This is a genomic window from Chitinophaga sp. W3I9 (genome assembly GCF_050434025.1).
GTDB lineage: Bacteria > Bacteroidota > Bacteroidia > Chitinophagales > Chitinophagaceae > Chitinophaga.
In genome coordinates this window covers 5,097,976-5,117,842 of the sequence record NZ_JBNPWC010000001.1, presented here as the reverse complement: position 1 = coordinate 5,117,842, position 19,867 = coordinate 5,097,976, and the positions used below count along the sequence as shown (strand labels likewise).

Below are 19,867 nucleotides of genomic sequence, written 5' to 3'. Positions count from 1 at the left end.
ATACGCTGTTAAAAAATTTCTTAATGAATAATCGCATAGCAATTATAACCGGCGCGAGTTCAGGCGTTGGCAAAGCTACTGCCCTGGAGCTGAGTCGTAAAGGCGTGAAGGTGGTACTCAATGCCAGAAATACAGATAAACTGGAGGCGCTCTGCAAGGAGATTAATGAGTTTGCCGCGGGGAGCGCCATATGGGTTTCCGGTGATGTATCAGACAAGTGGGTGATGGATCAGTGCTGCGAGAAATGTCTTTACACATGGAATGTTTTACCCGATATTTTTATAGCCAGTGCGGGCCGGGGACTTCCAGGAACGGTGATGAACTCGGATGAAAACGAGTGGAATGATATTATAAATACCAATTTTAATGGACTGATGCGTCAGTTGAAATGTGCCGGTGAGATTATGACCGCACATATCGCCGCCGAACGAAATCCGATCACGCATCCATTGGATATTATTGTGTTAGGATCGAACATAGGAAGAAATGTTTCCCCTTTCAACTCAGTATATGGCGCCACAAAATTCGCGGCCAGAGGGCTTACCACCGCTTTGCAGCGGGAGCTTGGGCCAAAGGGTATCCGTGTAACACTGATTGAACCTGGTATGATTGCCACTTCCTTCCAGGAAACTGCTGGTTATGATCCGGAATGGTTCGGGCGATATGCCAGTGAGATCGGACCTGTTTTGCAGGCTGCTGATATTGCAGGCATTATCAGCTTTCTGGTGGGCTTACCGGGCAATGTAAACCTGGATATTATTTCTATCAGGCCTACCCGTCAGGCTTATCCATAAGTGCGTGGCCTGCAGTGGATCTTTTGTAATAAGTTTTCAGATTGTAATTAGTTAGGTCACTTATTCCGTCTCCAAATGTACATTCCTCATATAAATTTAACGTCACTCTTTCTAAGCATCTGCAGGGAATTTCCTGACAGAGTGGCCATAAAAGACTCCGGGTGTTCACTCACCTACAGGCAAACGTTGCAATTTGCCCAACAGCTTGCGGCATCACTGAAGGAGCAGCAGGTGGCTGTGGGAAACAGGGTGGTGTGTATTGGCAGAAAGGATGTGGAAACCATTGTCAGCTTTTGGGGGATATTACTCGGTGGGTGCATCCCTGTTATGCTCGATGAAGAGGATGGTGAACACGTTAACATCGCCAAGATAAAGGAAGTAGAGGCAGGCGCCCTGGTACTCGATAAAACCAGACAACCAGCTGTTACCGCGGCGCACGATATACCTTTGCTGGAGCTTTCCCAGCTTTGCGCTGCCAGGTTATCCGCTGCGGTGTATGATACTCCCGATGTCTCTGGTTTTCCGGACCTCTGCTACATCCTGCTTACCAGTGGTACCACTGGTAAACCTAAAGCCGTGCAGATATTACATAGCAGTGTACTGCATTATGCATATGCCATTTATCAGCGGATTGGTAGTCCTGACCATGTAGTGGCGGCGCATGTATCTACTATGGCGGCAGACTTAGGGCTTACTAACCTGCTGATAGCGTTGGTAGCTGGCGGCACCTTGCGCGTGATCAATAAAACAGAAGCAACGGATCCTGCATGCTTCAATCGTATAATGGAAGAGGAGAAGGTATCCCTGCTGAAGATTACGCCTTCCCATTTGATTTCTCTTATCGGCAATAATATTGCACCCTATACAACGCCGCTTGATTGCATTATCCTGGGAGGTGAAAAGCTGGGCTGGGATGTGGTAGACGCCATTGTTTCCGCAAAATTATGTACAAAGCTTTTCAATCACTACGGGCCAACAGAAGCTACGGTTGGTGCATTGGCTTTTCACATCGATCACGACAGCGCAATTACTGCTAAAACCGGCTCTGTGCCAATGGGTACACCTCTCGGAGAGGGGATCTGCTTTCTGGAAAACAAAGAGGGCGACACCGGAGAACTCTATATCGGAGGGCCGGGTATTAGTGTCGGATATCTGCATAATGAGGCAGAAAATGAACGGAAATTCCTTGTCAGGGAATTTGCCGGCCGGAAAGTGCGGTGCTACAGAACGGGCGATGTTTGCAGGCAACTGAGTGACGGCAATTATGAATTTCTTTACAGAACAGATCGTCAGGTAAAGGTAATGGGGCATCGGATAGAATTGGGCGAGATAGAGCTGGCCATTTATGCCCGGCCTGAAGTAGCCGCCGTTGCCGCAGATACTTCTATGCATTTAGGTCATCCGGTAATAGAAGTATACATCAAGCTCAGAAAAGACGCGACCCTTGATACAGAAGAGTTAAGAATATGGCTTCAGGAACGCCTTCCGAAATACAAAGTACCCACTGTTTTTAACTTTTATACTGTCACTCCCTACAACGCCAATGGAAAGCTGGACCTGCCTGCGTTGAAAGCATCGTTCCGAAAGGATGCGAAAGCCAGGGAATCTGGTGGGACGAAATTACATGAAATTTCCTGGCGGGGGCTCGTTAGTAAAACATGGATGAAAGTGCTGGGAAGTACGATGGTATCGCCGGCTGATAACTTTTTTAAAACGGGAGGGGACTCGCTCCGGGCTATACAATTTATTGGAAGGCTGCAACGCTTTGGATATAAGGTGAGTATATCTGACATCAATAATTTTCCGGAGTTTGGAAAATTCCTGGATCTGGCACCGGAAAAAGAGCGTAACTACAAGGTGTCATCGCAGCCGGTGAAAAAGGTGCAGCAATGGACCATTTCGCAACATCGGCTCCTTGAGCAGAAAGGCTTTGATATCGCCAACTACTGTCAAAGTATACTATTGCAGGCGACGGAAAAAATCAGCATTCGTGAATTGGCTCTGGCACTCAAATGTTTGTTGGAAGGGCATCCGCAACTCGGTATGTATTTCCAGGAGATAAGAGGACATTTCAGTATGGAGAAAAAGTCAACCACCGGTATACATTTGCAAACGACAGTGCTGGACAGTGAAAAACCTGTAGTAGTACAAATCCAGGAGGTGGCGGCGCATCTTTTAAAAGAGATATCTGCAGACCGGTTGTTGTTCTCCGTTCATCTATTTATCGATAATAAGGGTAACGATTATATTTATTTTCTTGGGCATCATCTGATCATTGATGTAGTATCGTGGCATATCATTATTGGTGAATTATTTGACTATTACGAGCATTTTTTATCTGGTAATCATCCCACCATAGTGCCGGAGGATTCACTCGGCAGATTTTTTAACGAGATAGAAGCAGGGGCGGAGGAAAGTAAAGCGTTATTGAATGGCAGCGTGCCCCAACGTATACACAGACTACCCGAGCAGGTGCCGGAAACCGACGGACAGCATGCCCTGGAAGTGTTATGTATCACCATTCCCGAAGAAATATCTGCCGCCCTCAGATTTGTGGACTTGCAGGGGACGCCATCTTTGCTAAGTGGTTTGCTGATGTATTCTTTTTCCAGCGCGTTGCTGGATGAATATTCCCTGCCGGCACTTACGGTAGATACAGAGTATCACGGAAGGCCCAGGTATAATCATCTTCCTGACCTTAGCAGGTCTGTTGCCTGGTGGGCTACTACCTGGCCGGTACATCTGGAAGCAGCAAAACTATCCGTCGGATATTGTTCACGCCTGATTCATGAGAAAGCAGCTGCAGCCAATAATATTAACCTGCTGCCACCGCTTATAAATAGAAAGAACAGGGAACGACCACCTGATGTTAAATTTAACTACCTGGGATATTTTCCGGAAACATTTGGAAACGGAAAAATTACGCTGGTTCCCGCATGCTTCAATCCCGGATCGCCACGAAGCATGAGTGCCCAGCAGGAGTATAAGATATCATTTACTACACGGTTTATTGGTAACCGGATGGTGGCAGACATGCAGTATGATCTTCAGTGGTGTTCCGGAGCGAAAGCAAGCGCTGTTGCTGGACGTTTCTTTGAGATATTAAAAAATGCACTGCGGGAAAGAAATTGCTCATTTGATGAAACGGTCCTGCCTTTTATGAAAAGCAATATGCCCTCTGTAGGTCAACCGTTATACCAGTTACATTCCGCAATAGCTGCAGCAAAGCCAGCGAATATCTTTCTTACCGGCGCTACTGGATTTCTGGGCATTCATCTGCTGCATCAGCTAATAACACAGGGAGCCAGGATAATCAATTGCCTGGTCAGGAGCGGGGGACGGGATGCAGCAGCTAAGAGATTGAAACATTGTTACGAGCATTACTTTCAAAATGTGCCCGTTAACTGGGATAAGGTAGTGCGCGTTATAAACGGGGATCTGTCTGAAAGCCACTTTGGCTTGTGTGCTGAAGATTATCAGCTGTTGGCGGATGAAACAGATGTTATATTACATACCGGTGCAGATGTAAACCTCCTGCGTGATTATGCATTGCTGGCCCAAACCAATATCACAGGTACCCGCAATGTAATTGAATTAGCCACTGCCGGTAAAGGGATGAAAATACATTTCGTTTCTACATTGGCAGTAAGTGGTATGCCTGGCGATAGCATAAAAAGGAAGTTTAGCGAGGATGATTTCGATTACGGGCAGATTTTTATCTCCAACTACGAAAAAACCAAGTTTGAGGCAGAGCAACTTATCCGGGAGTTTATCAATACAGGAGGGCAGGGTCGGATATATAGGGTGAGTCATATTGCGGCAGACTCTGCAACAGGTAAATTCCAGAAGAACGTTGGAGATAACCGTATTTTCCAGGTGTTAAAAGGGATGCTTTTGCTGCGACATATTCCGGATACCTATCAGGAGCAGCTGTCTTTTTCCTACGTAGATATTGTTGCACAGGGAATTGCCGCATTTTGTCTTGAGAAGATCCATGCGGATATACGTTGTGTACACATGGAGAATCCTCAATGCCTGCCATTTACAGCGGTTGTACAATTGCTTCGGCAGATGGGTTATGTCATCGACGTAGTTGATACGTCTGCTTTCAAGGAGAAAATAAACAATTATGAAGGCCCCGCCGGCTCGAAAAGAGATATTGATCTTATGGATACCTGGATTCAGCGATATCTTCAAACGCCGCGACAGATCATCTACAATAATAACAGGTCTGTTGATATGTTGGCCACATTCGGTATTTATTTCCCGAAGGCTGATCTGCAATGGTTTTCCCGTATGATCCAGAAAGGTATTAGTGCCGGATACTTTGAGCCGCCCGCAGGCTATCGTAATGTTGCCAGTTGGTCAGATGTTACTGATGCAATGGGAGAAGTACAGCATCGGTCCTGATCATCATTTTTCACTATAAAATGCCAAGTATGAAAACAAAGGAGGAAATATTGGAAAGAATCATCCATATTCAGCATGATGCAGTACTGATTGAAGAAAAACTGAATGAAGAGATGCTGAAGCGGCATCCGGACAGGGATTACACGCTGCTGAAATTTCTGCATAAGGAGAAATGTAATTGGGCAAGTGCTGTCCGTGAGTTGGAATGGATGATTACTGACTGAAGATATTCTGGTTACTCATTTCTATTTATTAATGTTCAATATGAAGAGAAAAATAATCCGCGTAATCTCCTGGGGAGGTTTAGGAGATGTGTTGTTAACTACACCTTCCTTTGAAGCCCTGAAAAAAAAGGACCCGACCTGCAAGGTTATTATTTATTGCACCTCAAAATCACATATGGAGGTTTACAAAAACAACCCCTATATTGATGATGTCAGATCAAATGCTTTCAGATCTAATATGCTGGCTTATTTTCTGTCTTATTTCAAGCTGGCGCGTTTTCTGATTCCGAACTATGGCCAAATGCTTCCAAGCCTGTTTTTTAAAAAACATGCAACGGAAATTATAGCCGAAGAGATCTTCAACGTAAAGCTGGAAAGGAATAAAGTACAGATATACCTGACAGGCGCGGAAGAGGAATGGGCCAAACAAAAGCTGTCGGCCTACAGGACCCCGGTGGCCATTCACGTTACGTCTATCACCTCCACGAATCAGATGTGGCCATTGGAATACTGGGAAGAGTTGGTGGCTTCCTCTCCGGAGTATACCTTCTTACAGTTGGGACTTCCATCGGAGCAGTCTATTAAAGGCGCCGTGGATCTGAGAGGGGATACTACTTTCCGTCAGGCATTGGGAATTTTGAAATATTCTGCAAGTTTTATTGGAGTGGTTTCTTCTTTTTTACATGCCAGCAGTGCATTTGATACGCCGGGTATTGGTCTGTACGGATCCTCTACCCCCGTTGTATGGGGATATGACAATAATATAAATTTATTTAAAAAATTACATTGTGCTCCCTGTATTGATTATATTTGGAAAAGCCCTTGTCCATATTCAAGTCGCTGTATGACGGGTATTACTGTAGCAGAAGTGAAAGCAGCGCTGGACAAACAAATAAGGAACAGGCAACAAACCCGGAACCCCTTGGAGTCATTACTGCAGGTATCCGAACCATGATTCAATCGGGCTGATTCGTTTAACATCTTATTTAACCATTATTTATGCTCAGGAACTATTTGAAATTTGCTATCCGAAATCTGTCCAGAAACAAAACATTCAGCTTTATCAACATTATAGGCTTGTCTGCAGGTACATTGTGTTGTTTGTATATTATTCTTTATGTGCAGAACCTATTTAGCTATGATAATTACCATAAACACGCGCAGGAAATATATCGCATTACCACCACACTGGGCCCAACGGGGGATCAGGTAAAGCTTGCCACTACTTCGCCTCCCGTGGCGCCGGTAATGAAGATGGAGTTCGGGGAGGTGCAGCAGTACACCCGTGTTGTAGGTACCAGGGATATCAAAGAGAGCCTGCTTACCTATCATGAGAACGCCTACTATGCTAAAGATATGGTGTATGTGGATTCTACTTTTTTCGATGTTTTTGACTACCACTTTGTAAATGGTAATGCAATCAATGCTTTAGCAGAGCCCAATGTGGTGGTGCTCCTGAAGACAACAGCGGATAAGATCTTCCCGCACGAATCGCCGGTCGGTAAAATTATCCAAATCGAAAATGCTGAGGGAAGAAAGGATTATAAAGTTACCGCTGTTGTTGATGAAAGTCTCGGACTATCGCATATCCGTGCCAGTTTGTTTATTACAATGAACAGCGGCGGCATAGGCGGTGATGTAAAGACGGATGATGACTGGGGCGGTCATAACTTTGTACATTCCTATGTGAGGCTTTATCCCAACGCGAAGGTAACGTCATTGCAGAAAAAGATACCGGAATTCCTGAATAAATATGGGGGCGCCAGGCTTGAAAAACTGGGAATGAAAAAGCAATTGCATCTGCAGCCGCTGAGTGACATTCATACTACTACAGGTTATGAGAATGAAATGACGCAGCCAATCAGTAAAGCATTTTTATACCTGCTCTTGCTGGTGGCTATTCTCATTCAGTTTATCGCTTGTATTAACTTTATGAACCTGTCTACCGCTTTCGCTTCCAAACGGGCGAAGGAAGTAGGGGTAAGAAAAGTTATGGGGGCCGTGAAATATGATTTTGTCCGGCAGTTTCTCAGCGAATCAATGATAATGGTGTTTATCAGCATTGTGCTGGCACTCCTGTTGTTGGTGCCCGCCATGCCTTACCTGAACCAGTTAACAGGTACGGACATCAGGTGGACTGTTTTTTTTGACTACCGCATCTGGCTGATATTGCTGACGATTTTAATTTTCACTGGTGTCCTGGCAGGAAGTTATCCCGCATTTTATTTGTCTGCATTCCAGGCTATAAAAGTCATCCGGGGAGACTTTACCAACCGTATGTCGGCGGCGGGCCTGCGGCATCTGCTGATAGTGTTTCAGTTTTCTATGTCCATCATGCTGATGATAGGCATTGTTGTTATTTACTGCCAGCTGAACTATATCAAGAATAAAGATTTGGGCTATGAAAAGAAACAGAAACTGATCCTCACCTTTCATACAAACAATACCAAAAGTCACATGCGTGCTATCATGTCCGAGCTGCAGCAACAGACGGAGGTACTGGCCGTAAGCAGCACCAATAGTTATCCGAGCCAGGCAGTGACCAATGACTGGCCTTTCTTTCCAAGGGGCGGAAGTTCCACCACCGCAAAAGATGCGCAATTCATTCTTACGGATGAGAATTATCTTAAAACTACCGGAATAAAACTGCTAACAGGAAGGGATTTCCGGAGAACCGATTCGGCAACTGTTCTCATAAACGAGACGATGGCCCAGAAAATGGGCTGGAATACCAATACTGCGGTAGGTCAAAGAATCTACTCACAACAAGACGATTCGATTCCATTGGAATTTGAAGTAGTTGGCGTGATGAAGGATTTTAACTATAACTCTCTTCATGGGGATATCTATCCATTTTTGCTGATGTATGATCCGGAAAACGGCGATATTTCCAATTTGCTCGTTAGCCTGAAGAGCGATAATTACAAAAATACACTCGGTAAAGCAGAACAGATATGGAGAAAGAATCTTCCTGATACCCCTTTTGAATACTCTTTCCTGGATAGTGAAGTGGAAAAGCAATATGAAGGAGAACTTACACTTTCGCGTATTATCAGATCTTTCGCTATTATGGCCATTATAATTTCATCGCTCGGACTATTTGGCTTATCCGCTTTTAGTGCCGAACAAAGGAGGAAGGAGATTGGCATCAGGAAAATACTTGGCGCCAGTATCTTAAACGTAGTGATGCTATTGTCAAAAGACTTTGTGAGACTGGTGTTGGTTGCTTTTGTTTTTGCGATCCCCATTGCCTGGTGGACAATGAGCAAGTGGCTAAATGATTTCGCCTACCGGATCAGTATTAGCTGGTGGATGTTTATCATTGCCGGCGCCATGGCCCTGTTTATTGCTTTATTCACTGTCAGTTTCCAGTCTATGAAAGCAGCCCGTACAAAACCGCTTGACAACTTGAAAAATAAATGAGATCCTCATCTTTTTATCACTCATTGAAATAAAACAATGGAAGATATTATTTTTGACAATATGCCGACTCCACAGAGCCCGGCAACAGGGACCGTCATTCCTGAAATAAAGAAATCGCTGCTGAATGGTGGTGATCAGCTAATGCCTCTGGTAATTACGTCGTTGTCAGCTAACGGAAATCTGAGCAGTTGGATGAAAGCCAACAAAGCATCTTTCGAGGCTGATCTGATACATCATGGAGGCGTATTGTTCAGAGGGTTCCATATCAGTGGGCCTGCGGATTTTAAAGAATTTATGAATTGCTTTAATACAGACCCGCTCCCTTATTTGTTCAGATCCTCTCCCCGAAAGGAGCTCTCCTCGTCCACGAAGAATATTTATCTGTCTACCACATATCCACAGGAGAGATCCATCAATATGCACAATGAATCGTCGTATAGCCGTGTATGGGGCAAGAAGATTGTTTTCTGTTGCCTTAAGGTAGCGGAGCGTGGAGGCGAAACACCATTGGCAGATTCTCGCCTTGTATTGAAAAGCATACACCCGGATGTGGTGGCGAAATTCCGGCAAACCGGCGTTAAGTATCGTCGGAATTTGCTCGAAGGAATGGGAATGGCATGGCAGGAGGTTTTTCAAACAAATGATAAAGAGGTGGCACTGAATATTTGCAGGAGGAATGATATCACCTGCACCTTCAAAGACCAAAATGATGCAGTAATAGAATGGGTAAAACCTGCTGTTTACCGTCATCCTGTTTCCGGAGAAGAAATGTGGTTTAACCATGTATTCTTCTTCAACAAGTATTCCCGTTATGAGGAGCTGGGGCTTGGTGTTGATGATTTCCTGCCGGACGATTACCTCAGCTCCGATACTTTTTTTGGAGATGGATCAATCATTAGTTACAGTCAGTACTGTAACATCCGGGATGCGTATGAAAAAAATAAAGTAGTATTTCCCTACCAACAGGGCGACGTCATTTTCCTGGACAATATGCTTACTTCACATGGTCGCAATCCATATGTGGGCGAAAGAGTAATCGCCACAGCTATCATTGAGGCCATTTATGATGAAGGATACTCCGCGGCTTCGTTCAATGTGTAATACAAAATTATTTTTAACAGGCATATTCTAAGTAAATGCTCCAAATTAATAACAAATTTATGAAGAAGCCATTGATTTCTATTGTCACCGTGGTGTATAATAATGAAAAGGGAATTGCAAAAACAATCGACAGTGTGATTAGTCAAACCTATCCGGCTATAGAGTATATAATTATTGACGGAGGTTCAACAGACGGAACAGTTGATATCATTAACGGATATAAGTCCGGGATAACAAAATTTATTTCAGAAAAGGATTCGGGTATTTATGATGCTATGAATAAAGGGATCAGGAATGCTAATGGAGAAATTATTGGCCTGATAAATAGTGGTGATCATCTTGAGCCCGGATGTTTAGATGCTGTTGCAAAGGCATACCTGGAAAATCCAACGTATGACGTATTTCATGGTTTAATGAGGGTTTATTCAAGTTCAGAAAAATTCATTTGCATCATAGGTAACGATAGTTCAACATTGTCAGGAGGAATGATAGAACACGCGGCTTGCTTTGTGAAAAAAACTTCCTATGAAAAGTATGGTGATTTTAACCTTAAGTATAAAATTTCGTCAGATTATGAATTTATGCTCAGGTTAAGGAAACAAGGTGCCGGCTTTTACTTTATTGAAGCCGTTCTGGCAAATTTTTATCTGGGAGGGATATCATCCAGGCCCTTGGGAACTTACGAAAGCTTAGAAATTCGTCATAACTATGGTTTAATTTCCACTACGGTGAAAAATGTCAATCGATTTTTTCTAAAACTAAAAATGATGCGTAGTAATTAGATAAATTGTCGGATAAGATTTGTGAATATGCTCCATTACGAAGATAAATATTAAATTGTGCTAACCCTCACAGATCCCAAATGCTGCACCGCGTTGCGTTTGACCAATGTTAGGTGATGTCAGGATAAATGAAGTTGAAACAATTTCTGAAAGCCAATCTACACAAACATTACAGCCATTTAGTTATATCCGGTTCAATCGTGACCTGTACGCGTTGGGGCTGAATTTTGTGAATACCCCGGGTTGGATGGAGTTAACCATATTCAGCACCTTTGTGCCATGATGCTTTCTTTTCACAGCAAGGCCTATGTTTTAGGATGATTCAATTGACGCGTTATATGAAATATAGGTATTTTGATGATGTTATTTCCGGACCAGTTTAGCTACTTCATTTTTGTATGAACTGTTGATCGTTCAGCCTCCGTGTTCCAGTGGAAGCTTGCCCTGAATGCCAAAGGCGACAAGTTAGTCCTTGACTTGAACAGCCGGCTGAATGATTGCGGGTGTTCAAACCCCAATCCATAGGCAATTTCACTCACCGACTGGTTCGTGGTGGATAGTTGCGCCTTTGCGTTTTCAATGAGCCTGTCCAGGAGGTAGTGTTGTGTGCTTTTCCCGGTCAGCGCTTTCAGTAAGTTGCTGAGGTATCCTGCAGAAACATTCAATGAAGAGGCCACATATTTAACGGTGGGTATTCCTTCTGTGGATAGCCGGTCGCTGTTGAAATATTCATTCAGTAAGGATTCTAAGCGGTCGAGGATCGTATGGCTGTATTTTTTTCGGGTAATGAACTGCCGCTGGTAAAATCGCTCCGCATACGTCAAAAGCAATTCCAGTTGCGCAATGATCACGGGGTCGCTGAATTTGTCGATGTTATTCCGGTACTCCTGCGCCATGCTTTCTATGGTGGCAAGGATGGACTTTTCTTCTTTATCCGATAGGAACAGTGCCTCATTCACAGCATAGTTAAAAAAGTCGTATTGCCTGATTTTCTTTGCCAACGTAGTTTTCCATAGGAAATCGGGATGGATGAGCAATACCCAGCCTGAGCGGTTGGTGTTTTCCGCTTCTTCAACACTCACTTCAAATACCTGACCTGGCGCCATAAAAAAAAGTACGCCTTCCTCGAAGTCTCCCGACTGCTGCCCGTATTTCATGTTGCCTTTAAAATCCCTGTCGATGAGGATAGCATAAAAGTCGAACATGAAACCCATACTGGTCTTGCAGGGTAGCTGTATAGACCCGTAGTCCACAATGCTGATCAGCGGATGTTCCGGCTTGGGAAGGCCCATTACCTTATGGTATTCACTGATCGTTTTTATCCGGTGTATCACCCTGTTTTCCATATCCTAAGTTACTGATAAATGGTTTAAGATTGCCGCAGGCATATACCCGTCCTTTTCCCCGGGAGCTATTACCGTACGATCTCTTCCAGCTTTTTTACCAGGTTTTCCGGTTGCTCACGCATGGAGTAGTGTCCGCCCTCCAGTGTATAGATTTTCCATTTTCTTGCCCTGGCTTTCAATATTCCCATTTTATCGTGTGCCGGACTTCCCTTACCGTCTTTCGTCATCTGGAGAAAGGCGGTTGGAATCTTTTTAACCATGGGGTTGCTGATCTGCAGCGGTTCAGTAAAGGTATTCAATGGCTGTGGCACATCCATCGGCGGAGTAAGCTTTGCGGGACCGAAAGGATAAAGCACCATGTTATCTTTGATATTGCCCTTTGTCATTGGCTCCCAGAGGTCGCCACACACGTCTTTTGCACTTTCGCCGTTGTCAGGTACCATCGCATCCAGGTAAATCAGCTGTTGGATGCGCTCAGGCGCCTGTTCCGCCACGCCTGAAATGACCATGCCGCCATAGCTATGACCTACCAGGATGACATTGTGCAGGTTCTCGAACCTGATCACATTCAGTATATCATTGATGTAGGTGGTCAGGTTGATATCCGGGTTGGAGAGATGCACCTTTTCTCCAAGGCCTGTAAGTGTCGGGCGGTAAACGATGTCGCCATGTGCGCTTAGAATGGAATCCACTTTTGCGTAGTCCCACCCGCCGTCCCATGCACCGGGAACGAAGAGAAAAGTACGGGGATGGTGTGGCTGTCCGTACGCGAAGGAAGAGAGGATCATGCTTAAAATAAAGATTAATTTTTTCATACAATGTTTGATTGAAATCTCTTGTTTGAGATGACAAAATTCCGGAATAGGCGGATGCCAGACCTAACCGGATCTGCTTTAGTTGTAACAAAATATGAGATTGGAGCGTATTACCCGGCAGCAGATGGCTCATATTTCATCCGCAAGGGAAGCGCTCCAAGTATGATGGATACAAATATCGTTATGATGGAGCCCTCCAGTTCAGGTTTCACCGTCATTAAAAAAATAACCCCCAGGAAAATTGCTGTTCGCATTTTGATAGAAAACCACAGTGAATTATCGTTTATAAGTTTTTCTAACTCCTGCGAATGCGCATTATTCTCTTTCATTATTTTCCTGATTTTTTTCATTTTTCTCCCTGTTATGATGCCGCCAATCAAGCCTATGAGTATCAACCCCAAAAAACCAAATATAGCCCACCTGGCATCACCCCAAACGGAGACCATCATATATATTATATACCAGGAATCAGGATCAGGAGCGCTCCTATATCGCCCATGATACCCACCTTGGAATAATAGAAAAGCGATTCCTTAATGCGGTCCATACTAGCTGTTTTCCTGAAATGGATGATGCAAAGCCACTCAATAGCAATGGCGGCACATACCATTAAAGCTCCTGTAATGTGTAAGAATAGCGCAATTTTATATAGCATGATATCTTGTGTTTTTAGTGTTGTTTTACGTTGGCTGATGAAGTGTCTTTTACTTTTTCAAGTAGCCGGTGCAGATTGGTGACCACCCAGCGTTCTGCCAATTTATTGTTTTCCAGGCGGTAGATCGCAATACCCTCGAGCGTGATAAACCTGCCTGTGGGAACGATGTCAAGGAAGTGGCCTTTATGGGTCCCCAATAGCCTCCATCGCACTACTACCCGGTTCCCTTCTGCAATCAGGTCGTCCACTTCATAGCGGGCGTCCGGTAATACGGAGCGTATAACGGTTGAATAATAAGTCCGGAATGCTTCCGGACCTGATGGGCTGCCTTCCGGCCAGTCGTGAGATATAAAATGAGGTGCAATAAATTCCTCTACCAGTGACATATTCCAGTTCACCAGTACTTCCTTGTACAGTCGTTGAACGATTGCCTTGTTAATGGCTGTTATTGTGTCGGTCATCTTTGTGCTGTTTAGAAGCAAAGTTGGGACGACGCCGACAAGATAAATTGTATAATCCTGCTATTTTTTGATGGCAAAAGATGGATAGATGCCAAACATTTTCTGAAATGTTTTAATAAAATGAGAAGAGTCCGCAAAACCGGAAGAGTAGGCGCACTTGGTGAGGGAGGCGCCTTCCAGTGCATGTTTTATAGCCATTTCAATCTTTTTCCATAAGATATACTGATTAATAGAGGTGCCTACTTCCTTCTTAAATAAATGTGATAACCTGCTTTCTGATAAAAAAGCAACTTCAGCAAGCCTGGCAATATTTATCCGGTCGGTTGCATAATTCGCTTTTATCCAGTCCAGGATTCGTTGTATCCGGCTGTCCATGTCATTTAAAGCCAGGTTTTTATTTTCAAAAGCGAGTATATGATTTTCCCTGAAAAATTCAATTTCAACGGGGTCAATTAGAATGTCTTCGTTCTGGCTAAGATAGGATTTCAGGATATTCTTCCCGGTATAAGACACGGGGTTTATAAAATACAGCTGGCATTCACTGTTCAGGCAACTGAAAGTATGCGGCACATTTGAATTAATAATGGCAGATTGAATATTAGCATATTTGTGGGTATCGGTTTCAATAGTTAACTGCCCTGATAAGCTGAAAGCTACTTCAATAGGGAAATGGGCATGACGCTTTAATTGGTAATCCTTTTGTGAAAAACCCGCCACTCCGCTATTTAAATCCATATAGTTTATATGCATATTTCCGCTGTAAATACCCCGGTAAGATATGATTATTTGTTAATTTTTTCTCCATACAACCTTCGCCACCGCAGCGCCTCCGCTTGTAGGTGTAGTCACGGTATATGTAAGAATACTATCTTTCAATGAATAAGTACGTACTTGCGTAATTCCCTCCCAATTTGGATAAAAAGCATGTTGGATAGTGAATACAATTACCTGTTTGTTTTCATCAATAGTATAGGTTCCGAAATGAGAGTTATTTCCCCGTACTAACGCCGCATTTTCTTCTGTGGTAGCTTTATCTTTATCATTGGCTAAAACTTTACTCCGGTTAGCTTTTAATATCTGGATGGCGTACTTTCCTTCTTTTGTAAAAACGAGCATCCCAACGGGATGTTCGCCATAAGGAGCAATTTTACTGCCATCAGCATTTATATTTTCAACGGAGATAAGTGACCAGGTACCCCAAAATTGGTGCTGGTCTGATAGTCCTTTATTATCTTGTCCCTGTACAAAAGAGACAGACATCGTAAAAACGAGATATAGAATAGTCTTCATTTTAATTACTGTTTATAATAACCTACTCTTATAATTTCCCCATTTATTGCTGTTTCAAGACATCTTACATAAGCCGCTATTAATTCATCCCCGCCAGTATCTGAAACTTTAGACGGGCTGATAACATTCAGTCTGAGTCCCCTGGGCATTTCCTGCGCCGCAGCCATTACAAAGCTGTTGATCGCTCCATTTACAAATGCCTTCCCCGACGAACCTTTAGCGGGAAATTCACCCATTTTTCCGGATATAAGCATGATCGAACCATTATCCTTCAGATACTTCATGCCGGAAAGCACCAGGTTAATCTGCGGCCATAACTTCTGCTCAATACCAACCATGAACTGCGCTTTATTCATCTCCGGCAAGGGACCTGTAACGCTATCGCCGGCAGTACAAATGATCGCATCGATATCTGATACTTGCTTAAATAGATTTTCCACGGCAGTTGGGGAAGAGATATCAGCCATAATATCCCCGGTGTTTCTTCCCACGGTGATGACTTCATGCGCTTTCAGCGCCGCAGTAACCTTCATACCAATAGTGCCGCCCGCACCAATTATTAGAATTTTCATCTTATTAGAATTTATATTAGCAAATGTATACAAGGGGATTATCATTCTGGTTGTACATTATTACGCTAATTTTGTACTTTTACAACATGCCGGGAGGAACCTTACATCAACAATATGAAATCGAATGGAAGGAGTTACAGCGCTTCGAAAAACCTTTAAAGCGCAATAATTTCTTTGAACTCATCTATATTATGGAAGGTACCGGCGTACAGTTTGTCAATAACCATCAGTTTAATTACCGCAAAGGAAATTTATTTTTATTAACCCCAAAGGATACTTACTCTTTTGATATTGACCAAAAGACCAGTTTCTTTTTTCTAAGATTTAATGAATCATATATCAGGGAAAAATCAGACAGGGATCAGGATACGGTGACGCATGTAACATACATTTTACAAAATGCCAGTCACAGACCCGGGTGTATCTTAAAAAATAAAACGGATAAACCTTTTATTTTTTCACTGGTAAATACGATCCTTGATGAACACACCAGGCAACAGATCTACTATACCCGTATTTCAGAACAGGTTATCAGTACCATCATAACGGTTGTAGCAAGAAATATTGCGTTAAAATTGCCCAAGAATATAAAGGAGGATACAGGTGAGCCAATTTTGGAAATATTGAATTATATACAAGTAAACATTTTTGAACCGGAGAAACTCAGAACGGAGAATTTAAGCCGTCATTTTAATATTTCAACAAATTACCTTGGCAGGTATTTCAAAAAACAAACCGGTGAAACACTTCAGAGCTATATTACTCATTACAAAATCAGGTTAGTGGAAACCAGGCTATTACATAGTGATATGCGCATGAGTGAAATTGCCTATGAGCTTAGCTTTACAGACGAAAGTCATTTAAACCGTATTTTTAAAAGGTATAAAGGAGTAAGTCCTACAGCGTTTAAGAAAACAGGAAAGAAAGTATAATAATAGCCATGAAAAGAATCGGGATCATTATCGCCTTTTTTGGAGTATACCTTAACTGTTCAGCTCAGGTGTTGAATGACAATCCCTTAAAAACCCAACTGGATTCTACGGTGGATCGTTCGGCAAAATTATATTTAAGTAAAGCGGGGAGGGTGGGTATATCCATCGGGGGAACCGGTGCGCGTGGGATACTTGCTGAGTCATACCGCGATGTTTCCAAATAGTTTTACGGATGGTGACATATCGGTTCCAATGACGGAAGCTTATTTCCTGGATCACCTGCAGCAAATCAAACTGGATAGTTTGAAGACGTTAAAATATGCATATTCCAACGTAGGTTACCAGTTATTGGGCTATGCACTGGAACATATTTACCAGGCTGACTTTGAAACGTTGATCAACCGCTACATAACTGGGCCCCTACGCATGACAAATACATTTGTGAATCGTGCTGCTGCAAAACTTGACGGTTATACTGCCAGTGGTGAAAAAGCACAGCCGGTACAGGTCTCTTTTCCAGGCGCAGGAGGGCTTCATTCCTGCATAGATGATATGTTGAAATATGCTGACTACCAACTCGCTGAAAAAGATGCTGCGGTAAAACTCACCCACCGGGTTGTTTATGGTAACGTGGAAGAAGACGCTGTCGGCTTCCAATGGGCAATTGGCAGAACAAGGAATTGGGACTATTATATCAGGATAGACGGAGGTACTAACGGATTCCGGAGCTTCTGTTCACTATATCCAAATGACCAGGCAGCCATTATCCTGCTTACTAACGAAAAAGACGACCAGGCAGGCGGTGACCTTTACCGGCTGACAACTGCGATACTAAAAACGTTGAAACAAAGTCACTTCTCCTCCAATTAGCATCATGGTGATTCTTTCTTATACAATTTGTCATCCAGCACTAACCGTGATCGCTTTTCTTGTTTTGGGAATCAGGATAAATATTTATTTTTACCGGTATGGGACAATTAAGAATAGGACTGGGCAGCTGTAGGCCCATTCCAAGCGCAAACACCGATCATTTTTCGCACGTACACGGTCGCTTACAGATCATAATCGATGAGAAGGTGGTACCCGCCCTGGGCTATTTTGGAGAAGGAGATGTATGCCTGAATGCCTGGCTCAATGTGTTGGGCACAGTCGTCCGCAACTTCGAATCAGGAAAAGATACCGAATACACCTATGATGAGGGGGAGCAGGGGCAACCCGCCTTTCGATTTGTGCTGGTTAAACCGAACGAGGTAGCCTTTTCCATTGTTGAATCGGCTATCTCAGGTGGAGGGGGCAGCGGCAGTAAAAAATGGCGCAACAAAACCTTTCCACTTTCTGATCTGAAGAAAGAATTCCAGAAAGTTGCTGAGCAGTTTTTGAAGGAAGTGGCTTCCAAAGCGCCGGCTCAATTGCCACATTGGAAGAAGATTATTGGGAATGTATAGTGCTTTGATAAAAAGATAGGCATGAATTTTTTATATTACCGAAATACACAATCCAGATATCAGAAGAAATAATTTGTAATGTAGTAATAACGGCTAAGCTTTATCTTCGTAATTATTCCCGATAATTATATTACCATTGAAAGAGGACCAGATAAAACACATTTTAGATAGCTATGTGATTCACAGGGAAATGCCTGTAAACAGGAAAAAACGAACCCTGGGCAACGGAAAATACCTTTTGGCTTTTGGTGAATGGTCTCATTCACATTATCATTGGTTCTGCAACGTAATCCCCCGCCTGTTTCCGATTAGGGAATTGGTAAAAGATTATATTTTATTGCTTCCTGATGTAGCATACATTAGAGATATTGGCCTGGCGAGTTTGGAGTTTTTCGACTTAAACCCGGCTGGAATTGAATTTATACAAGAGCGGGAGCTTGTCAAGGCAAAGCATCTGTCGATTGTCACCCATACCTGTTTAACCGGGTACACGAATGATAAGGTGATGCAGGAAATGCAGCGTTTTATTTTATCCAGGCTGAGCGTTCCAATTGCCAAAGACAAAATTTATGCTACCAGGGATAAGGCCAGGTATCGAAAGATGCTGAATGAAGAAGTAATTTTGGATGTTGTTAAAAGTAATGGTTATAGCATAATAAGGTTTGAAGATTTTGATTGGAAGCAACAGATTTTGATAGCGGCTTAGGCTAAATCCATGGTTTCATTGAAGGAACAAAGAAAGTAGCAATAGCATTAAGGTTCAATAACATGTTCATGTTATTAGGGACTTGTTTAGAGAATGATGCTGTATTGGATAATTATTGAATATGATTCTGTACATTTACGCCACATAATCTCATTCCCTATACTATGAACGACCAGGATAAAATGATCCGGCTGCACATTGCTGGTGCTGCTATCAGGCATACTCACCCCTTCGATGAACTGCCTGATCATAAAAATTCAAAGGAACTCTCTGCCAGCTTCCTCCAGGATTGGGTAACGCCATATTATCTCGAAATTAACTTGAAAAATGATCAAAGCTGGATCGTCGCCCTGGAGAAAATAAAAGGAAAGATCACCCGGGAGATAACCAAAGAACTGTTGGGCGACTTCAACTGGCGCACAAGACTGGTAGGGGCCTACTTTGCTGCCATTAAAGGTTATACGGAATTCATCGATATCATAGGTATTCATTTACTGAAAAGTGAAGTGTGCTGCGTAGGACATATCTACGCCCTTACCCTTACTTATCTTAATACGGAGAAAAGTATCGGATACCTGCATCAGTATCTTGATCATTACCTGACCACACCTTCCCTGTATTTTAATCAGCAGACGGTCATGGAAGCATTGCTGTACCTGGATCAGCAACAGCAAACCAATCACTTTGCCAAACACGTACCAGCCTGGGAAAAGTTAAGTTTAGAAAGGGCACGGATCAATAAAAAATCTGTTTCGGGTATTACCAGGATGCTGGAAATTGTAACAGATAAAAGCCTTGGCGAAGAAAAGGCGGAAACGGCAGCCCCAAAAGAAGCAATATTTAAAACAGATTTCTTCATGGGGCATATGGCCATCCTCGAGCGCTTAAAAGACTGAGTAAGAATTGAAAGC

General features: G+C 43.2%; 19 protein-coding genes and 1 pseudogene. 12 read left to right on the top strand and 8 right to left on the bottom strand.

Annotated features, from left to right (window positions below):
• Positions 1 to 23: 23 nt before the first annotated feature.
• The 7 genes from QFZ51_RS20980 (at position 24) to QFZ51_RS20950 (ending at position 10,734) form a co-directional block, all read left to right on the top strand.
• On the top strand, positions 24 to 794 hold the full coding sequence (locus tag QFZ51_RS20980) for an SDR family NAD(P)-dependent oxidoreductase (protein ID WP_429048574.1): 771 nt from the start codon (positions 24 to 26) through the stop codon (positions 792 to 794).
• Positions 795 to 869: 75 nt separating this feature from the next.
• The gene (locus tag QFZ51_RS20975) at positions 870 to 5,204 is read left to right on the top strand and encodes an SDR family oxidoreductase (RefSeq protein ID WP_429048572.1); all 4,335 of its coding nucleotides are present in this window, start codon (positions 870 to 872) and stop codon (positions 5,202 to 5,204) included.
• Between the two features lie 29 nt (positions 5,205 to 5,233).
• Positions 5,234 to 5,428 (top strand): hypothetical protein, encoded by a 195-nt coding sequence (locus tag QFZ51_RS20970; protein ID WP_429048570.1) that lies wholly within the window; start codon positions 5,234 to 5,236, stop codon positions 5,426 to 5,428.
• Between the two features lie 40 nt (positions 5,429 to 5,468).
• Entirely contained in the window at positions 5,469 to 6,383 is a 915-nt protein-coding gene (locus QFZ51_RS20965) for a glycosyltransferase family 9 protein (RefSeq protein WP_429048568.1), read from the top strand.
• A 44-nt stretch (positions 6,384 to 6,427) separates the two neighbouring features.
• A complete protein-coding gene (locus QFZ51_RS20960) occupies positions 6,428 to 8,851 on the top strand; it encodes an ABC transporter permease (RefSeq protein ID WP_429048566.1) in 2,424 nt (807 codons plus the stop codon).
• Positions 8,852 to 8,887: 36 nt separating this feature from the next.
• Complete coding sequence (locus QFZ51_RS20955; RefSeq protein ID WP_429048565.1) at positions 8,888 to 9,952, top strand: TauD/TfdA family dioxygenase; 1,065 nt, start codon at positions 8,888 to 8,890, stop codon at positions 9,950 to 9,952.
• Positions 9,953 to 10,011: 59 nt separating this feature from the next.
• On the top strand, positions 10,012 to 10,734 hold the full coding sequence (locus tag QFZ51_RS20950; RefSeq protein ID WP_429048564.1) for a glycosyltransferase family 2 protein: 723 nt from the start codon (positions 10,012 to 10,014) through the stop codon (positions 10,732 to 10,734).
• Between the two features lie 383 nt (positions 10,735 to 11,117).
• On the opposite strand, the gene QFZ51_RS20945 is transcribed toward QFZ51_RS20950, so the two are convergent.
• The 8 genes from QFZ51_RS20945 to QFZ51_RS20910 form a co-directional block, all read right to left on the bottom strand.
• Positions 11,118 to 12,080, bottom strand: a complete 963-nt coding sequence (locus QFZ51_RS20945) for a helix-turn-helix domain-containing protein (protein ID WP_429048562.1) — start codon at positions 12,078 to 12,080, stop codon at positions 11,118 to 11,120.
• A gap of 68 nt (positions 12,081 to 12,148) precedes the next feature.
• Positions 12,149 to 12,895, bottom strand: a complete 747-nt coding sequence (locus QFZ51_RS20940; RefSeq protein ID WP_429048560.1) for an alpha/beta fold hydrolase — start codon at positions 12,893 to 12,895, stop codon at positions 12,149 to 12,151.
• A 110-nt stretch (positions 12,896 to 13,005) separates the two neighbouring features.
• A complete protein-coding gene (locus tag QFZ51_RS20935) occupies positions 13,006 to 13,344 on the bottom strand; it encodes a hypothetical protein (RefSeq protein WP_429048558.1) in 339 nt (112 codons plus the stop codon).
• Between the two features lie 5 nt (positions 13,345 to 13,349).
• Positions 13,350 to 13,550, bottom strand: coding sequence for a hypothetical protein (locus tag QFZ51_RS20930; protein WP_429048557.1), 201 nt, complete (start codon positions 13,548 to 13,550; stop codon positions 13,350 to 13,352).
• 14 nt (positions 13,551 to 13,564) lie between these two features.
• Positions 13,565 to 14,011 carry an ester cyclase gene (locus tag QFZ51_RS20925; RefSeq protein WP_429048556.1) on the bottom strand — a complete coding sequence of 149 codons (447 nt, stop codon included), beginning with the start codon at positions 14,009 to 14,011 and terminating at the stop codon, positions 13,565 to 13,567.
• A gap of 60 nt (positions 14,012 to 14,071) precedes the next feature.
• Positions 14,072 to 14,746 carry a helix-turn-helix domain-containing protein gene (locus QFZ51_RS20920; RefSeq protein WP_429048555.1) on the bottom strand — a complete coding sequence of 225 codons (675 nt, stop codon included), beginning with the start codon at positions 14,744 to 14,746 and terminating at the stop codon, positions 14,072 to 14,074.
• Between the two features lie 54 nt (positions 14,747 to 14,800).
• Positions 14,801 to 15,301: a lipocalin-like domain-containing protein gene (locus tag QFZ51_RS20915; RefSeq protein ID WP_429048553.1), complete on the bottom strand. Its 501-nt coding sequence runs from the start codon at positions 15,299 to 15,301 to the stop codon at positions 14,801 to 14,803.
• 5 nt (positions 15,302 to 15,306) lie between these two features.
• Positions 15,307 to 15,873: a short chain dehydrogenase gene (locus QFZ51_RS20910; RefSeq protein ID WP_429048551.1), complete on the bottom strand. Its 567-nt coding sequence runs from the start codon at positions 15,871 to 15,873 to the stop codon at positions 15,307 to 15,309.
• Between the two features lie 86 nt (positions 15,874 to 15,959).
• Here QFZ51_RS20910 and QFZ51_RS20905 point away from each other — a divergent pair, with 86 nt between their 5' ends.
• The 5 genes and pseudogenes from QFZ51_RS20905 to QFZ51_RS20885 all read left to right on the top strand — a co-directional run bounded on the left by QFZ51_RS20905 (position 15,960) and on the right by QFZ51_RS20885 (position 19,852).
• A complete protein-coding gene (locus tag QFZ51_RS20905) occupies positions 15,960 to 16,805 on the top strand; it encodes an AraC family transcriptional regulator (protein ID WP_429048549.1) in 846 nt (281 codons plus the stop codon).
• Between the two features lie 174 nt (positions 16,806 to 16,979).
• Positions 16,980 to 17,675, top strand: a pseudogene (locus QFZ51_RS20900) (serine hydrolase domain-containing protein); the annotation flags it as partial.
• Positions 17,676 to 17,773: 98 nt separating this feature from the next.
• The gene (locus QFZ51_RS20895; RefSeq protein WP_429048547.1) at positions 17,774 to 18,250 is read left to right on the top strand and encodes a hypothetical protein; all 477 of its coding nucleotides are present in this window, start codon (positions 17,774 to 17,776) and stop codon (positions 18,248 to 18,250) included.
• A 136-nt stretch (positions 18,251 to 18,386) separates the two neighbouring features.
• The gene (locus QFZ51_RS20890) at positions 18,387 to 18,956 is read left to right on the top strand and encodes a glycosyltransferase 61 family protein (RefSeq protein WP_429048545.1); all 570 of its coding nucleotides are present in this window, start codon (positions 18,387 to 18,389) and stop codon (positions 18,954 to 18,956) included.
• Between the two features lie 164 nt (positions 18,957 to 19,120).
• Positions 19,121 to 19,852: a DUF6000 family protein gene (locus QFZ51_RS20885; protein ID WP_429048543.1), complete on the top strand. Its 732-nt coding sequence runs from the start codon at positions 19,121 to 19,123 to the stop codon at positions 19,850 to 19,852.
• Positions 19,853 to 19,867 lie beyond the last annotated feature (15 nt).

Excerpts from the sequence above, each read along its gene's own strand:
- QFZ51_RS20930 (WP_429048557.1), bottom strand. The coding sequence starts at position 13,550 with ATGCTATATAAAATTGCGCTATTCTTACACATTACAGGAGCTTTAATG.
- QFZ51_RS20920 (WP_429048555.1), bottom strand. The coding sequence starts at position 14,746 with ATGGATTTAAATAGCGGAGTGGCGGGTTTTTCACAAAAGGATTACCAA.
- QFZ51_RS20945 (WP_429048562.1), bottom strand. The coding sequence starts at position 12,080 with ATGGAAAACAGGGTGATACACCGGATAAAAACGATCAGTGAATACCAT.
- QFZ51_RS20950 (WP_429048564.1), top strand. The coding sequence starts at position 10,012 with ATGAAGAAGCCATTGATTTCTATTGTCACCGTGGTGTATAATAATGAA.
- QFZ51_RS20915 (WP_429048553.1), bottom strand. The coding sequence starts at position 15,301 with ATGAAGACTATTCTATATCTCGTTTTTACGATGTCTGTCTCTTTTGTA.
- QFZ51_RS20965 (WP_429048568.1), top strand. The coding sequence starts at position 5,469 with ATGAAGAGAAAAATAATCCGCGTAATCTCCTGGGGAGGTTTAGGAGAT.
- QFZ51_RS20980 (WP_429048574.1), top strand. The coding sequence starts at position 24 with ATGAATAATCGCATAGCAATTATAACCGGCGCGAGTTCAGGCGTTGGC.
- QFZ51_RS20955 (WP_429048565.1), top strand. The coding sequence starts at position 8,888 with ATGGAAGATATTATTTTTGACAATATGCCGACTCCACAGAGCCCGGCA.
- QFZ51_RS20895 (WP_429048547.1), top strand. The coding sequence starts at position 17,774 with ATGGGACAATTAAGAATAGGACTGGGCAGCTGTAGGCCCATTCCAAGC.
- QFZ51_RS20925 (WP_429048556.1), bottom strand. The coding sequence starts at position 14,011 with ATGACCGACACAATAACAGCCATTAACAAGGCAATCGTTCAACGACTG.
- QFZ51_RS20885 (WP_429048543.1), top strand. The coding sequence starts at position 19,121 with ATGAACGACCAGGATAAAATGATCCGGCTGCACATTGCTGGTGCTGCT.
- QFZ51_RS20905 (WP_429048549.1), top strand. The coding sequence starts at position 15,960 with ATGCCGGGAGGAACCTTACATCAACAATATGAAATCGAATGGAAGGAG.
- QFZ51_RS20960 (WP_429048566.1), top strand. The coding sequence starts at position 6,428 with ATGCTCAGGAACTATTTGAAATTTGCTATCCGAAATCTGTCCAGAAAC.
- QFZ51_RS20910 (WP_429048551.1), bottom strand. The coding sequence starts at position 15,873 with ATGAAAATTCTAATAATTGGTGCGGGCGGCACTATTGGTATGAAGGTT.
- QFZ51_RS20935 (WP_429048558.1), bottom strand. The coding sequence starts at position 13,344 with ATGATGGTCTCCGTTTGGGGTGATGCCAGGTGGGCTATATTTGGTTTT.
- QFZ51_RS20975 (WP_429048572.1), top strand. The coding sequence starts at position 870 with ATGTACATTCCTCATATAAATTTAACGTCACTCTTTCTAAGCATCTGC.
- QFZ51_RS20970 (WP_429048570.1), top strand. The coding sequence starts at position 5,234 with ATGAAAACAAAGGAGGAAATATTGGAAAGAATCATCCATATTCAGCAT.
- QFZ51_RS20940 (WP_429048560.1), bottom strand. The coding sequence starts at position 12,895 with ATGAAAAAATTAATCTTTATTTTAAGCATGATCCTCTCTTCCTTCGCG.